The organism is Streptomyces sp. NC-S4 (assembly GCF_054353315.1).
The window spans coordinates 5,264,312-5,277,131 of the sequence record NZ_CM135937.1 but is presented as its reverse complement, the minus strand read 5'-3'; the positions used below and the strand labels follow the sequence as shown (position 1 = coordinate 5,277,131).

Annotated in this window: 13 protein-coding genes and 1 riboswitch; of the genes, 5 read left to right on the top strand and 8 right to left on the bottom strand. The window is 72.1% G+C overall.

The features are described 5' to 3' along the window. Positions 1–96: 96 nt before the first annotated feature. Together ACXNSR_RS23845 and ACXNSR_RS23840 are read right to left on the bottom strand one after the other, a co-directional pair. The gene (locus ACXNSR_RS23845) at positions 97–1,353 is read right to left on the bottom strand and encodes a metallophosphoesterase (protein WP_458637514.1); all 1,257 of its coding nucleotides are present in this window, start codon (positions 1,351–1,353) and stop codon (positions 97–99) included. After that, positions 1,350–1,628 carry an SCO4848 family membrane protein gene (locus ACXNSR_RS23840; RefSeq protein WP_458637513.1) on the bottom strand — a complete coding sequence of 93 codons (279 nt, stop codon included), beginning with the start codon at positions 1,626–1,628 and terminating at the stop codon, positions 1,350–1,352. The genes ACXNSR_RS23845 and ACXNSR_RS23840 overlap by 4 nt, the downstream gene beginning before the upstream one ends. Positions 1,629–1,749: 121 nt before the next feature. Here ACXNSR_RS23840 and ACXNSR_RS23835 point away from each other — a divergent pair, with 121 nt between their 5' ends. From ACXNSR_RS23835 to ACXNSR_RS23825, 3 genes are all read left to right on the top strand, one after another. After that, positions 1,750–2,958 carry a D-alanyl-D-alanine carboxypeptidase family protein gene (locus ACXNSR_RS23835; protein ID WP_458637512.1) on the top strand — a complete coding sequence of 403 codons (1,209 nt, stop codon included), beginning with the start codon at positions 1,750–1,752 and terminating at the stop codon, positions 2,956–2,958. A 118-nt stretch (positions 2,959–3,076) separates the two neighbouring features. Then, complete coding sequence (locus ACXNSR_RS23830) at positions 3,077–3,973, top strand: hypothetical protein (protein WP_458637511.1); 897 nt, start codon at positions 3,077–3,079, stop codon at positions 3,971–3,973. A 59-nt stretch (positions 3,974–4,032) separates the two neighbouring features. Next, on the top strand, positions 4,033–4,461 hold the full coding sequence (locus tag ACXNSR_RS23825) for a hypothetical protein (RefSeq protein ID WP_458637510.1): 429 nt from the start codon (positions 4,033–4,035) through the stop codon (positions 4,459–4,461). A gap of 73 nt (positions 4,462–4,534) precedes the next feature. On the opposite strand, the gene ACXNSR_RS23820 is transcribed toward ACXNSR_RS23825, so the two are convergent. The 4 genes from ACXNSR_RS23820 to ACXNSR_RS23805 all read right to left on the bottom strand — a co-directional run bounded on the left by ACXNSR_RS23820 (position 4,535) and on the right by ACXNSR_RS23805 (position 8,821). Then, positions 4,535–5,446, bottom strand: a complete 912-nt coding sequence (locus ACXNSR_RS23820) for a YihY/virulence factor BrkB family protein (RefSeq protein ID WP_458637509.1) — start codon at positions 5,444–5,446, stop codon at positions 4,535–4,537. Between the two features lie 202 nt (positions 5,447–5,648). After that, positions 5,649–6,272: a 2'-5' RNA ligase family protein gene (locus tag ACXNSR_RS23815; protein WP_458637508.1), complete on the bottom strand. Its 624-nt coding sequence runs from the start codon at positions 6,270–6,272 to the stop codon at positions 5,649–5,651. 97 nt (positions 6,273–6,369) lie between these two features. Continuing rightward, positions 6,370–7,383: a tryptophan--tRNA ligase gene (gene trpS / locus ACXNSR_RS23810; protein ID WP_458637507.1), complete on the bottom strand. Its 1,014-nt coding sequence runs from the start codon at positions 7,381–7,383 to the stop codon at positions 6,370–6,372. 169 nt (positions 7,384–7,552) lie between these two features. Continuing rightward, positions 7,553–8,821: a serine hydroxymethyltransferase gene (locus ACXNSR_RS23805; protein ID WP_458637506.1), complete on the bottom strand. Its 1,269-nt coding sequence runs from the start codon at positions 8,819–8,821 to the stop codon at positions 7,553–7,555. A gap of 34 nt (positions 8,822–8,855) precedes the next feature. Then, positions 8,856–8,946, bottom strand: a riboswitch (ZMP/ZTP riboswitch). 131 nt (positions 8,947–9,077) lie between these two features. On the opposite strand from ACXNSR_RS23805, the gene rocD reads away from it, so the two are divergent. Further along, positions 9,078–10,283 (top strand): ornithine--oxo-acid transaminase, encoded by a 1,206-nt coding sequence (gene rocD, locus ACXNSR_RS23800; RefSeq protein ID WP_458637505.1) that lies wholly within the window; start codon positions 9,078–9,080, stop codon positions 10,281–10,283. Between the two features lie 20 nt (positions 10,284–10,303). Here the strand turns inward: rocD and ACXNSR_RS23795 are convergent, their stop codons facing one another. Further along, positions 10,304–11,506, bottom strand: a complete 1,203-nt coding sequence (locus ACXNSR_RS23795) for a glutathionylspermidine synthase family protein (protein WP_458637504.1) — start codon at positions 11,504–11,506, stop codon at positions 10,304–10,306. A gap of 8 nt (positions 11,507–11,514) precedes the next feature. Next, positions 11,515–11,817 (bottom strand): hypothetical protein, encoded by a 303-nt coding sequence (locus ACXNSR_RS23790; protein ID WP_030710521.1) that lies wholly within the window; start codon positions 11,815–11,817, stop codon positions 11,515–11,517. A gap of 116 nt (positions 11,818–11,933) precedes the next feature. Here ACXNSR_RS23790 and ACXNSR_RS23785 point away from each other — a divergent pair, with 116 nt between their 5' ends. Continuing rightward, positions 11,934–12,782 (top strand): DMT family protein, encoded by an 849-nt coding sequence (locus tag ACXNSR_RS23785; RefSeq protein WP_458643370.1) that lies wholly within the window; start codon positions 11,934–11,936, stop codon positions 12,780–12,782. Positions 12,783–12,820: the final 38 nt, after the last annotated feature.

Genomic DNA, 12,820 nt, shown 5'->3' with positions numbered 1-12,820 from the left:
GACAGCGACGCGCTGTCCGATTAACGGTCATCCCATCACGGAATTCCGGCCTCCGGAAGGTCAGTTGGGGCGGCGGCTCCGCACGCTTGGCACGGATCAGGCCTGAAATGAGGCGAGTTCGACGACCGTGATGTCGGACGGCGCCCCCACCCGCACCGGCGGCCCCCACGCTCCGGCCCCCCGGGACACGTAGAGCTGGGTGTCGCTGTAGCGCTCCAGACCGGCGACGGTGGGGTTGGCGAGCTCCGCGAGGTAGTTGCCGGGCCAGAGCTGGCCGCCGTGGGTGTGGCCGGAGAGCTGGAGGTCGACGCCGTGGCGGACGGCGTCGTGGATGACGACGGGCTGGTGCGCGAGGAGCACGGCGGCCCGGGTCCGGTCCCGGTCGCCGAGGGCCGCCCGGAAGTCGGGGCCGCTGCCCTCCCGCTCCCCCTGGATGTCGTTGACCCCGGCGAGGTCGAAGTACGGCAGCTCGCGGCGGGCGTTCTCCAGCGGGTTCAGCCCCAGCTCGCGGACGTGGTCGATCCACTGCTGGGCTCCCGAGAAGTACTCGTGGTTCCCGGTGACGAAGTACGAGCCGTGGCGGGCGGCGAGCCGGCGCAGCGGCTCCGCGGCGGGCCCGAGGTCGGGGACGCTGCCGTCGACGAGGTCGCCGACGATGGCGATGAGGTCGGGCTGGGTGCGGTTGACGGTGTCGACGATGCGCTGCGTGTGGGCGCGGCCGAGCACCGGGCCGAGGTGGACGTCGCTGACGACGGCGATCCGGAAACCGTGTGCCGCACGCGGCAGTTTGGCGAGGGGGACACGCACCCGCTTCACGCTCGGCCCGCGCAGTACCCCGTGGGCCCCGGCCCCGACCGTGCCGAGGGCCACGGCGGCGGCCGTCCCGCCGACCGTGCGGGCGACGAACCGGCGGCGGCTCAGCCCGTCGCCCCCGGCGGGCCGCTCGGCGGTGGCCGGGGCGGCCGCGGGCACCGCCGCGGCGGGCACCTCCACGGGCTCGGGCCGGTCGGCCGGCCGGCCGGCGGAATCGCGGTGGGCCAGACGGCGCAGCGACAGCGCGCGGATCGGCTCCGCGACCAGCATCGTCAGGGTCAGGTACAGGAGTACCGCGAGCCAGAGGTACCCGGGCCAGGCCACCGTCTGCTGGAGCCAGAAGGGGGCACCCGCGCGGCCCGCGGTGAGCGCGGCCAGGGAGAGGAGGGGCAGGGCGATGGCCAAGGCAGTGCCGATGCGCCGGGTCCGGCCGCCCGGGGCGGTGGTGTCGCGGACCAGGCGGATCCAGAGCCAGCGGTGGACCAGGACGAGCAGGGCGCAGACCGCCAGGGCGACGAGTACGAAGACCAGGACCGTCATGCCGGGGTGTCCCGGTCGGGACGGTCCGCCGTACGTGACGAGCGCCGCAGGGCGAGGACGCTGCGCAACCCGATCAGACCGACCGCCGTCCCCAGGAGAAAGGACGTCACCGCGAGCGTCAGGTGCACCCAGAAGTAGGACGTGGGATCGCCGGCCGCATCGAAGGCGAGACCACTGCCGTTCTTCCACAGGTTCCGGACGAAAGACACCCAGATGAACCAGCTCCACACTCCGAAGGCGAGCAGGAACCAGGAGGCGGCACGGCTGAGTCTCATGCCTTCAGTATCGGTTTCGTCCCCAGGACGGACGCGCCGGGGTGGGCTGTCCCGGGGTCGGTTGCCCGGAATTGGCCGGTCCGCTGCGCTGTCCAGCTCATCGGGAGGTACTTTCACCTGCGTGTCTGCCAAGACGACCGCGCTGACGGTCCTTTCCGCCGCGTTGCTGGTGCCCACCGCACTGGCGGCTCCCGCGCACGCCGCGCCGACCCCGCCGGCCCCCGCTCCGCCCGTCTCGATGTCCACGGTCGGCGGATCCCTGCTCGGCCAGCCGGGGACCCAGGTGAACCTGCTGCCGGGCGCGCCCGCGCTGCCGGCGAACCTCACCGGGCGGTCGTGGATCGTGGCGGACGCCGAGTCCGGGGAGGTGCTGGCCGCGCACAACGCGCACTGGCGGCTGCCCCCGGCCTCGACCATGAAGATGCTCTTCGCGGACACCGTGCTGCCGGGCCTGCCCAAGGACCAGGTCCACCGGGTCACCGACAAGGACATGGAGGGCGTGGGGCCGGGCAGCAGCCTGGTCGGCGTCAAGGAGGATCTCGAGTACTCCGTCCACGACCTGTGGCTCGGGGTCTTCCTGCGGTCGGGCAACGACGCCGTGCATGTACTTTCGGCCATGAACGGCGGCGTCGAGAAGACCGTCAAGGACATGCAGGCCCATGCCGAGGAGCTGCAGGCCCTGGACACCCACGTGGTGTCCCCCGACGGGTACGACGCCCCGGAGCAGGTGTCGAGCGCGTACGACCTGACGCTCGTGGCCCGCTCCGGACTGCAGAAGCAGGACTTCAGGGAGTACTGCGGCACGGTGAGCGCGAAGTTCCCCGGGCTGCAGGAGGCGGGGAAGCCGCGGGAGTACTTCGAGATCCAGAACACCAACCGGCTGATGACGGGCGCCGGCGGCATCGCCCCCTACAAGGGCATCGCCGGGGTGAAGAACGGGAACACCACCATGGCCGGCTCCACCTTCACCGGCGCCGCGCAGCAGGGTTCGAGGAAGCTGCTGGTCACGGTGATGAATCCGGGGACGGCCGGGGCGAACTCGGTCTACGAGGAGACCGCCGCGCTCTTCGACTGGGGCTTCGCGGCGGCCGGGAAGGTCAAGCCGGTGGGTGAGCTGGTGCCGCCGAAGAGCGCGGACACCTCCTCGCACGGCTCCCCGGCACAGTCGCACGAGAACGACTCGTCGGCGGCCGGCAAGAGCTCGGGCGGCGGTGCGGGCACCGCGCTGGCCGTCGCGGGCGGTGTGCTGGCCGTACTGGCGGGCGGCGCCTTCGCGGTCAACCGGCGCTGGCCCCGGGGGCGCCGCGGCCGGGGCGAAGAACTGATCTGAGACGGCCTAGCCCGGTTCCCGTCACCGCGCCACCTATCAACTCACAGGTTCACCACAGCACTTCGGCAGGGTTTGCTCACTCCCGACGGTAAGGCGCCGTCGGGAAGGGGGTCCTGCCGTGCGCAGGAGATGGTCGGCCGTCGTCGTGGTGGCCTGCGGCGCGCTGCTCGCCGTGGCGGCCCGGACCGCTCTCCCGGCCGACGGCGCCGGGCGGCCGGCCCCGCCGCGCGCCCTGGAGACCGCCGAGCTGGACGTGCTCCACACCGCGGGAGAACTGCTCGTACAGGACTGCATGCGGGCGCAGGGATTCTCGTACTGGCCGGTCCCGCGCGTGCCGCACCCGGACTGGCGTGACTTCCCGTACGGCGTGGACGACGTGGACTGGGCCCGCCGCCACGGGTTCGGGCGCGGGATCGAGCGGCAGCTGGACGAGGAGGCGGCGTCCGGCCCGCGCGGCCGCTACCAGGGCGGGCTCTCCCCTGAGCGGCTGGAGGCCCTGGGCGTGGCCCTCATGGGGCCCGACGCGAAGGGGCTCGCGGTCGAGAACCCGGGCGGCGGCACGCTGAGCCACAGCGACCGGGGCTGCATCGCCACGTCGTGGCGGCAGCTCTACGGGGACGTGCGCCTGTGGTACGGCTCCAGCGAGACCGTCAAGCAGCTCGGCGCGGTGCGCACCGGCCGGGTCGGCCAGGACCCCGCCTTCCGGGCGGCGCTGGCCCGGTGGAGCGAGTGCGTAGGCGGGCGCGGCTTCCCGGCCGTGGACCCGGTCCGGCAGCGCGACGGACAACTGGCACGGACCGGTCCGGCCGCCGAGGCCGAGGACGTTCCGATGGCCACCGCCCAGGCCGAGTGCGCACGCTCGACCGGCCTCGCCGACACCGCGCAGGACCTGCACCGGCGCTGTTCGGACCTGATCCGCGCCGAGCACGGGGCCGCCTTCGACGCCATGCGTCGGCTGCAGGTGGCGGCCCTGCCCACAGCTCGCGATGTGGTCGCCCGGCACGCCGGGAGCTGACGTCGCGTACCGCCGACCGGCGGTGAACCATGTACGGCACTCATTGGGAGGGACCCCAGATGAACAAGCTCAGGACGCTCCTCGCGGGGCTCGCGATCGCCGGCACGGCGGTGGTGGCCGCTGCGGCCACGGCGCAGGCCGACGGCGGCTGCGGTTACACGAACTTCTGTGCCTACTCGGACGATTACAACTACCTGTACCAGAACGCCGGCAACTCCAACGACTGGCCCTACCAGGTCAAGAACAAGGTCGACTGGGTCCGCAACAGCGGCAGCGCCGGCGGCCGCGACCACGTGAACATCTACTACAACGAGAACAACACCGGCGCCTACGCCTGCATCGGCTACGGCACCGAATGGAACCTTCGGGGCAACGGGCAGTTGTTCAACTGGACCCGCAACGGCGACACCAGCGGTCAGTGGAAGGCGGTCCACGACAACGCCGCCTCGCACCGGTGGGTGTACGGCTGCGGCAACGGCACCTGGTAGGTCTTCCTTCCGGCAGTACCCCAGTGGCGCACCGGGCCCCACACCGGTGCGCCACTGGCGCGCGTCTGCGGCCTCAGGGGGCGGCCGGCCGCGTCGCCCCGGCGGCCGGGGGATCCTCCGCGCCGTCACCGTCCGCGTCGTCGCGCGTGGCCGTCCAGGACGAGACGTACAGCAGCAGCTTCGCCGTGAAGTTGATCCAGAGCAGCAGGGCGATCGGTACGCCGAAGGCCCCGTACATGCTCTTCGCGGCGACCTCCCGCATATAGCCGCTGAGCAGCAGCTTCAGCAGTTCGAAGCCTGCCGCGCCGATGAGGGCCGCCTGGATCAGGCGGCCGCGCGGCGGCTCGACGCCCGGGAGCAGGGTCAGGACGTAGAGCAGCAGCAGGAAGGCGGCCACGACGCCGACGAGGAAGGCGAGGGAGCGCAGCAGCGCGCCGCCCGCGCCCTCGCGGGGGATGTCCAGCCATTCGGCGGTCTTCCCGACCGCGCTGGACCCGAGGATGGAGGCGGCGGCGGAGGCCAGGCCCACGCCGCCGAGGCCGATGAGCACGAGCGTGTCCTTGCCCTTGCGCAGGATCGGGTTGCCGTCGTCCTCGTCGTCCTTCTCCCAGACCGCGCGCAGACAGTCCCGCATCGAGCCCACCCAGCTGACACCGGTCACGAGCAGGAGGGCGCCGGCGACGAGACCGACGGTGCCGGCGTTGGCGACGAGCCCCTCGATATCGAGCTGGTCGGAGATGCCGGGCACCTGTTCGGAGAGGTTCTTCTCCAGCCGGTCCAGCTGCTCGGGGGTGAGCAGCGCCGCGCCGATCGCGGCGGCCACGGTGATCAGCGGGAAGAGCGCGAGGAAGCTGATGAAGGTGATCGCGGCGGCCAGGCGGGTCCAGTGCACGCGGTCGAGGCGTTGGTACGAACGCCACGCGTGCGTGCGCATCAGCCGGGCCGCGAGCGGCCCGATCACCGGGAGTTTCGTCAGCCAGTCCATGGGGTCACCGTAATTCAGCTGCCGGAAATAGCCAGGATTGTCGCTTGTGGCCGCTACGGTCGTCGATTGTGACTTTTCCCGAGACGCGCCCTGCGGGTCGCCCGTTCCACACCCTGGTCCTGCGAAGGCTGAGATTCCGTGCCCGGCGCATCGCCCGGCTCCCCCTGTTCCCGGGCCGGCCCCTGGCCCCGCGCCCGCTCCGTCAGGACGGCGGTACGGTCGCCCCGGCGGCCCCGGCCGTCCCCGCCGCCCCGGCGGCCTGGTCGGCGGGTGAGCCGGCCTGCGCCGGGACGCAGTTCGGCCCGCTGCCGAACGGGTACTCGCGCAGCTTGCGCCAGACCCCGTCCGAGCCCTGCTCGTAGAGCGCGAAGCCCTCGCAGACCCATTCGGCGGCGTACTCGGCGAGGGTCGTGAACGCGAGCTCCATCGCCTCCTCGGAGATCCCGTGGGCGACCGTGACGTGCGGGTGGTACGGGAACGCCAGCTCCCGGTCGAGCGGCCCCTCGGGGTCGCGGACCTCGTTCTGGAGGCGGGTGCAGCCCGCCACCCCTTCGGCGATCTTGACGAAGACGACCGGGGAGAGGGGGCGGAAGGTTCCCGTGCCGGCCAGCCGCATCCGGAAGGCCGGGAAGGCGGCCGCGACCTCGACCAGGTGGGCCCTGATCGCGGGAAGCCGGTCCGCCTCCACCTCGGTGGGCGGGACGAGGGTGACGTGCGTGGGGATGCCGTGCGCGGCAGCGTCCCCGAAGCCCGCGCGCAGCTCCTGGAGCTGGCTGCCGTACGGCTCCGGGACCGCGATCGAAACGCCGAGCGTTACGGTCCCCACGTATCTCTCCTCCGCTTGTCGCTGTGGACTGCTGCCGCCCCAGTGTGGCGGCAGCACCCCCATTCGTGCCAGGGCTCTCTGTCCGTAGTTGCGTTCGTCAGTGCTTGGCGGGCAGCAGACCGAGGCGGTCGTAGGCCTGCGCGAGGGTCTCGGCGGCGACCGCGCGGGCCTTCTCCGCACCCTTGGCCAGGATGGAGTCCAGCGTCTCCGGGTCGTCCAGGTACTCCTGGGTCCGCTTCTTGAACGGTGTGACGAAATCGACCATCACGCCCGCCAGGTCGGTCTTCAGCGCGCCGTAGCCCTTGCCCTCGTACTTGGCCTCCAGCTCGGCGATCGTCTCGCCCGTGAGGGTGGAGTAGATCGTGAGCAGGTTGCTGACGCCGGGCTTCTTCTCGGAGTCGAAGCGGATCTCGGCCTCGGTGTCGGTGACCGCGCTCTTGATCTTCTTCTCGGTGACCTTGGGCTCGTCGAGGAGGTTGATCAGGCCCTTGGGGGACGAGGCGGACTTCGACATCTTGATCGCCGGGTCCTGGAGGTCGTAGATCTTCGCGACCTCCTTGACGATGTGCGCGGCGGGGAGGGTGAACGTCCGGCCGAACCGGCTGTTGAAGCGCTCGGCCAGGTCGCGGGTCAGCTCGATGTGCTGGCGCTGGTCCTCGCCGACGGGGACGGCGTTCGCCTGGTACAGCAGGATGTCGGCGACCTGCAGGATCGGGTACGTGAACAGGCCGACGCTGGCGCTGTTGACGCCGCCCTTGGCGGACTTGTCCTTGAACTGGGTCATCCGGCTGGCCTCGCCGAATCCGGTGATGCAGTTCATGACCCAGCCGAGCTGCGCGTGCTCGGGCACGTGGCTCTGGACGAAGAGGGTGCAGCGCTCGGGGTCCAGGCCGGCGGCCAGCAGCTGCGCGGCGGACAGGCGGGTGTTCGCCCGCAGGTCCTTCGGATCCTGCGGCATGGTGATCGCGTGCAGGTCGACCACCATGTAGAAGGCGTCGTGCGTCTCCTGCAGGGCGACGTACTGGCGGATGGCTCCGAGGTAGTTCCCGAGGTGGAACGAACCGGAGGTGGGCTGGATGCCGGAGAGCGCGCGAGGACGATCAGAAGCCATGGCTTCATTCTCTCAGGTGCGGGGGCGGGCCCGTGCCCGCCGTCGGCCTGATCCAATCGCCGGCGGGGCTGGAAATTCCAGCCCCGCCAGGGGGCACCTCCCAGCGGTAGCTGGGGGAGATCGGGGCGCGGGGGTCCGGGGGCGGCGCCCCCGGCCACGGCGCCGCAGGTCAGGCGAGCGGCAGGCCCGGGGCCGGGAAGGCGGCCATGAGGTCCGTCACCTCGGCGCGGATCACGGCGAGGGCCTGCTCGTCGCCCTTCGCGGCGGCGTCCACCGCCCGCGAGATCCAGTCCGCCACGACCGGCATGTGCTCCGTGGACAGCCCGCGGGACGTCAGCGACGGCGTGCCGATGCGGATGCCGGACGGGTCGAAGGGCTTGCGCGGGTCGAACGGCACCGTGTTGTAGTTCACGACGATGCCCGCCCGGTCCAGGGCCTTGGCCGCGGTCTTGCCCGGCACGTCCTTGCCCGTCAGGTCGATCAGGATCAGGTGGTTGTCCGTACCGCCCGAGACCAGGTCGAAGCCCTCCTGCAGCAGCGCCGCGGCCAGCGCCCTGGCGTTGGCGACGACCTGGTGCGCGTACGCCGTGAAGGACGGCTGGGCCGCCTCGTGCAGCGCCACCGCGATACCGGCCGTCGTCTGGTTGTGGGGGCCGCCCTGCAGGCCCGGGAAGACCGCCTTGTCGATGGCCTTCGCGTGCTCCTCCCGGCACATCAGCATCGCGCCCCGCGGACCGCGCAGGGTCTTGTGCGTGGTGGTGGAGACGACGTCGACGTGGTCCGCCGGGGACGGGTGCGCGCCGCCCGCGATCAGGCCCGCGATGTGGGCGACGTCGGCGACCAGGATCGAACCCGCCTCCCGCGCGATCTCCGCGAAGGCGGCGAAGTCGATCGTGCGCGGCAGGGCGGTACCGCCGCAGAAGATCAGCTTGGGCCGCTCGGCGAGGGCCAGCTCGCGCACCGCGTCGTAGTCGATCAGCCCGGTGTCGGCCCGGACGCCGTACTGGACGCCCCGGAACCAGGAGCCGGTCGCCGAGACGCCCCAGCCGTGGGTGAGGTGCCCGCCCATCGGCAGGGCCATGCCCATGACCGTGTCGCCCGGCTTCGCGAAGGCCAGGTACACGGCCAGGTTGGCGGGCGAGCCGGAGTACGGCTGCACGTTGGCGTGGTCCACGCCGAACAGGCCCTTGGCCCGCTCGATCGCCAGCGCCTCGACGCGGTCGATGTTCTGCTGGCCCTCGTAGTAGCGGCGGCCGGGGTAGCCCTCGCTGTACTTGTTCTGCAGCACGGTGCCGGAGGCTTCGAGGACGGCCGCGGACACGTAGTTCTCGCTGGGGATCAGGCGCAGGGTCTGCGCCTGCAGCACTTCCTCCGCGGCGACGAACGACGCCAGCTCGGGGTCGGTGGCGGACAGGGCGGGATGGCGGCTCGCGGACATGGCGGGCTCCTCCGGGGTCGATGTGATCGGTACCCCGCGAGGCCCAGGCGAGCGGCCCTGTATGCGGTCGAGCGCGCACGACTCCCCCGGAGTTGGTTCTCCGTACGCCAGTCGCCGTGCGTACCGGACACCTTAGCGGGCGCGCCGGAAGAGAGGTTTCTGCGTCCGCGATACGAGCGACGATAAGAAGGTGACGCCACCCTCGTCACCGCTTCACCCGGCGCTGCACCGCGCCGGACGGACGATCGGAGATCCCGTGTCGACAACTGCTGATGCCATCCGCTCCGCAGACGCGCACAGCGCGCACAACTACCATCCGCTGCCGCTGGTCGTCGCGTCCGCGGAAGGCGCGTGGATGACCGATGTCGAGGGCCGCAGATACCTCGACATGCTCGCCGGGTACTCGGCCCTCAACTTCGGGCACGGCAACCGCCGTCTGATCGACGCCGCCCGCGCCCAGCTGGAACGGGTCACGCTCACCTCACGCGCCTTCCACCACGACCGCTTCGCCGAGTTCTGTACCGAGCTCGCCGCGCTGTGCGGCAAGGAGATGGTGCTCCCCATGAACACGGGGGCGGAGGCCGTGGAGACGGCGGTGAAGACCGCCCGCAAGTGGGGCTACGAGGTCAAGGGCGTCCCGGACGGGCACGCCAAGATCGTGGTGGCCGCCGACAACTTCCACGGGCGCACCACGACCATCGTGTCCTTCTCCACGGACCACGACGCCCGTGACCACTTCGGCCCGTACACGCCGGGCTTCGAGATCGTCCCGTACGGGGACCTCACCGCGCTGTCGCACGCCGTCACGGAGAACACCGTGGCCGTGCTGCTGGAGCCGATCCAGGGCGAGGCGGGGGTGCTGGTGCCGCCGGCCGGGTACCTGAGCGGCGTACGGGAACTGACCCGCGAGCGGAACGTCCTGTTCATGGCGGACGAGATCCAGTCGGGTCTGGGGCGTACCGGCCGGACCTTCGCGTGCGAGCACGAGGGGGTCGTCCCGGACGTCTACATCCTCGGCAAGGCGCTCGGCGGCGGTGTGGTGCCCGTGTCGGCCGTGGTCGCCGACCGGGACGTGCTCGGGGTGTTCCGGCCCGGGCAGCACGGGTCCACCTTCGGCGGGAACCCGCTCGCGTGCGCGGTCGCCCTGGAGGTCATCGCGATGCTGCGCACCGGCGAGTTCCAGGGCCGCGCCACCGAGCTGGGCGAGCACCTGCACCGGGAGCTGAACCTGCTGGCCGGCGGGGGCGCGGTGACCGCAGTACGCGGCCGCGGCCTGTGGGCGGGCGTCGACGTCGACCCGTCGCGGGGCACCGGCCGGGAGATCTCCGAGAAGCTGATGGAGCTCGGGGTGCTGGTGAAGGACACCCACGGGTCGACGATCCGGATCGCCCCGCCGCTGGTGATCAGCAAGGAGGACCTGGACTGGGGCCTGGCCCAGCTCCGGTCGGTGCTCGGCGCGTAGGGCGCCCCGGTCACCGCGGCCTAGAGGATGACGTGGGGCAGGAAGCGGGCGTACTCGTCCGTGACCGGCCCCGCCGATTCGCGGATGCCGAGCCCTGCCGCCTCGTCCTCGACGACCCATGCGCCGAGCACCACCCGGTTGCCGTCGAAGTCGGGCAGCGGGGCAAGGCCCTGGAAGCAGTACCGCTCCCCCTCCTCCGGTACGAACGGCTCGCCGCCCCCGCCCGGCCCGTGCAGGGTGACCCCCGCGCCCTCACGGCCGAGGAGGGGCTTGGCCACGTAGCCGCCGGACCCGGGCTCGGCGAGCTCGCGCGGGCCGTCGAGGTAGGCGGGCAGCAGGTTGGGGTGTTCCGGGAAGAGCTCCCACAGGATCGCGAGCAGCGCCTTGTTGGACAGCAGCATCTTCCACAGCGGCTCGATCCAGGCCGTGGTGCCGGAGCCGCCGCCGTGGTCGTACGTACCGAGGACCTGCGGGCCGAACTCGTCCGTGGCCAGCCACTCCCACGGGTAGAGCTTGAAGCAGGAGCGGATGAAGCGGAGCTTCTCGTCCACGAACCGGCCGGACAGGCCGTCCCAGCCGATCTGCTCGACGGACAGGGCGTGCGTCTCCAGCCCCGCCTGCTCGGCGGTCTCCTGGAGGTAGGCGACCGTCATCAGGTCCTCGCCGAGCTCGTCGGTCTCGGAGTGCGCGAAGTGCAGCGGGCCGGGCGGCAGCAGCTCGGCCTGGCGCCGCCAGGCGTCGACGAGGCGCTCGTGGAGGGAGTTCCACTGGTCGGCGCCGGGGAAGCGCTCCTCCATCCAGAACCACTGGGGGCTGGCCGCCTCCACCAGGGAGGTGGGGGTGTCGGCGTTGTACTCCAGCATCTTGGCCGGGCTGCCGGTGCCGTCGTAGCGCAGGTCGAAGCGGCCGTAGAGGGAGGGCTGTTCGGCGCGGCGCCGCCAGGACTCGGCGATCAGCGCGGCCAGCTCCGGGTCGGTGATGCCGAGGTCGGCGAAGCGGTCGTGCTCGACGATGTGCGCGGCCGCGGCCAGGCACATGGCGTGCAGTTCCTCGACGACGTTCTCCAGGGCCTCGACCTCGGGGAGCGAGAAGGAGTAGTACGCGCTCTCGTCCCAGTAGGGGCGCAGGGAGTCGTCGGGGTAGCGGGTCAGGGGATAGATCAGACCCTGCTCCTCGACGGTCTTCTGCCAGTCGGGACGGGGCTCGATGGTGTGCCGCTCCATGGTGCCGGTCAGCCGCCGCTGGAGCCGGAGCTGGAGTGGCCGCCGATGCCGCCCCGGGTGACGGCGGACTTGTCGAAGCTGCCGCCGGAGACCTTGCCGCTGCTGACGTAGCCGCCGTAGTAGTACGCGCCGCGGCCGCCGCTCTTGCACTCCTTGTTGTTCAGGTGCTCCAGCGTGGATCGGGACGCGCAGCGCTTGTCGGGCTCGTCGCTGCTGCCGCAGGCCACGAGGGTGGCCGCGAGCAGGCCCATGCCGCCGAGGGCGACCGCGCCGGAGCGCATGCGGCGCTGGTTGGTGCTGCTGCTGTCCATGTCTGCTGCTCCCCCTGGGGCCTCGCGTGCTGCCGACAGAGTAGAGGGGGGTCACCGGCCGATGGAATCCGGCCGCTGTGAGATCCGTGACCTAGAGTCAGTTCGTGCTGATTGGGATGATTTGCGCACTCGGTGCGGCGGTCTGCTTCGGTACGGCCTCGGTTCTGCAGGCGGTCGCGGCGCGGGCGGCGGAGCCCGGCAGCGGGTCCGGCGTGGACACGGCGCTGTTCCTGCGGGCCGTGCGGCAGTGGCGGTACCTGGCGGGTCTGGGCCTCGACGGAGCCGGCTTCGTCCTCCAGATCATCGCCCTGCGGCACGTCCCGATCTACGCGGTGGGGGCGGCGCTGGCGGCCAGCCTGGCGGTGACGGCGGTGGTCGCGGCGCGGCTGCTGCGGGTACGGCTGTCCCGGACCGAGTGGGGTGCGGTCGCGGTGGTGTGCGCGGGGCTGCTGATGCTCGGGCTCTCCGCCGGGGAGGAGGGCACGGGTACCGGGTCGACGGCGCTGGAGGTGGGGATGCTGGTGGTGGCCGGACTGGTGCTGCTGGTCGGCGTGGTCGCGGGCCGGCTCCCGGACGGGCCGCGGGCGCTGGTGCTCGGCCTCGCGGCGGGGACGGGCTTCGGGGTCGTGGAGGTCTCGGTACGGCTCATCGACTCCCCCTGGGACCTGCGCAACCCGGCCCTGTACGCCCTCCTGCTGGGCGGCGGCGCGGCCTTCCTGCTCCTCACCTCGGCCCTGGCGCGCGGCTCGGTGACGGTGGCGACGGCGGGCATGGTCATCGGCGAGACGATCGGCCCGGCGGTGGTGGGCGTGGTCTGGCTCGGCGACAGCACCCGCGAGGGCCTGACCTGGCTGGCGGTGACGGGCTTCGCGGTGGCGGTGGCCGGCTCCCTTGCCCTGGCGCGCTTCGGCGAGCCGTCGGCCGATTCCGGCCCCGCCGACCCGCCCAGCCCCGCCGCCGATTGAGGCGCGGGGGTCCGGGGGCAGCGCCCCCGGCAACGGCG

What these genes read in the sequence shown, in the direction of transcription:
- ACXNSR_RS23845 (WP_458637514.1), bottom strand. Translation starts at nt 1,353, where the DNA reads ATGACGGTCCTGGTCTTCGTACTCGTCGCCCTGGCGGTCTGCGCCCTG.
- ACXNSR_RS23840 (WP_458637513.1), bottom strand. Translation starts at nt 1,628, where the DNA reads ATGAGACTCAGCCGTGCCGCCTCCTGGTTCCTGCTCGCCTTCGGAGTG.
- ACXNSR_RS23825 (WP_458637510.1), top strand. Translation starts at nt 4,033, where the DNA reads ATGAACAAGCTCAGGACGCTCCTCGCGGGGCTCGCGATCGCCGGCACG.
- ACXNSR_RS23820 (WP_458637509.1), bottom strand. Translation starts at nt 5,446, where the DNA reads ATGGACTGGCTGACGAAACTCCCGGTGATCGGGCCGCTCGCGGCCCGG.
- trpS (WP_458637507.1), bottom strand. Translation starts at nt 7,383, where the DNA reads ATGGCTTCTGATCGTCCTCGCGCGCTCTCCGGCATCCAGCCCACCTCC.
- ACXNSR_RS23805 (WP_458637506.1), bottom strand. Translation starts at nt 8,821, where the DNA reads ATGTCCGCGAGCCGCCATCCCGCCCTGTCCGCCACCGACCCCGAGCTG.
- ACXNSR_RS23795 (WP_458637504.1), bottom strand. Translation starts at nt 11,506, where the DNA reads ATGGAGCGGCACACCATCGAGCCCCGTCCCGACTGGCAGAAGACCGTC.
- ACXNSR_RS23790 (WP_030710521.1), bottom strand. Translation starts at nt 11,817, where the DNA reads ATGGACAGCAGCAGCACCAACCAGCGCCGCATGCGCTCCGGCGCGGTC.
- ACXNSR_RS23785 (WP_458643370.1), top strand. Translation starts at nt 11,934, where the DNA reads ATGATTTGCGCACTCGGTGCGGCGGTCTGCTTCGGTACGGCCTCGGTT.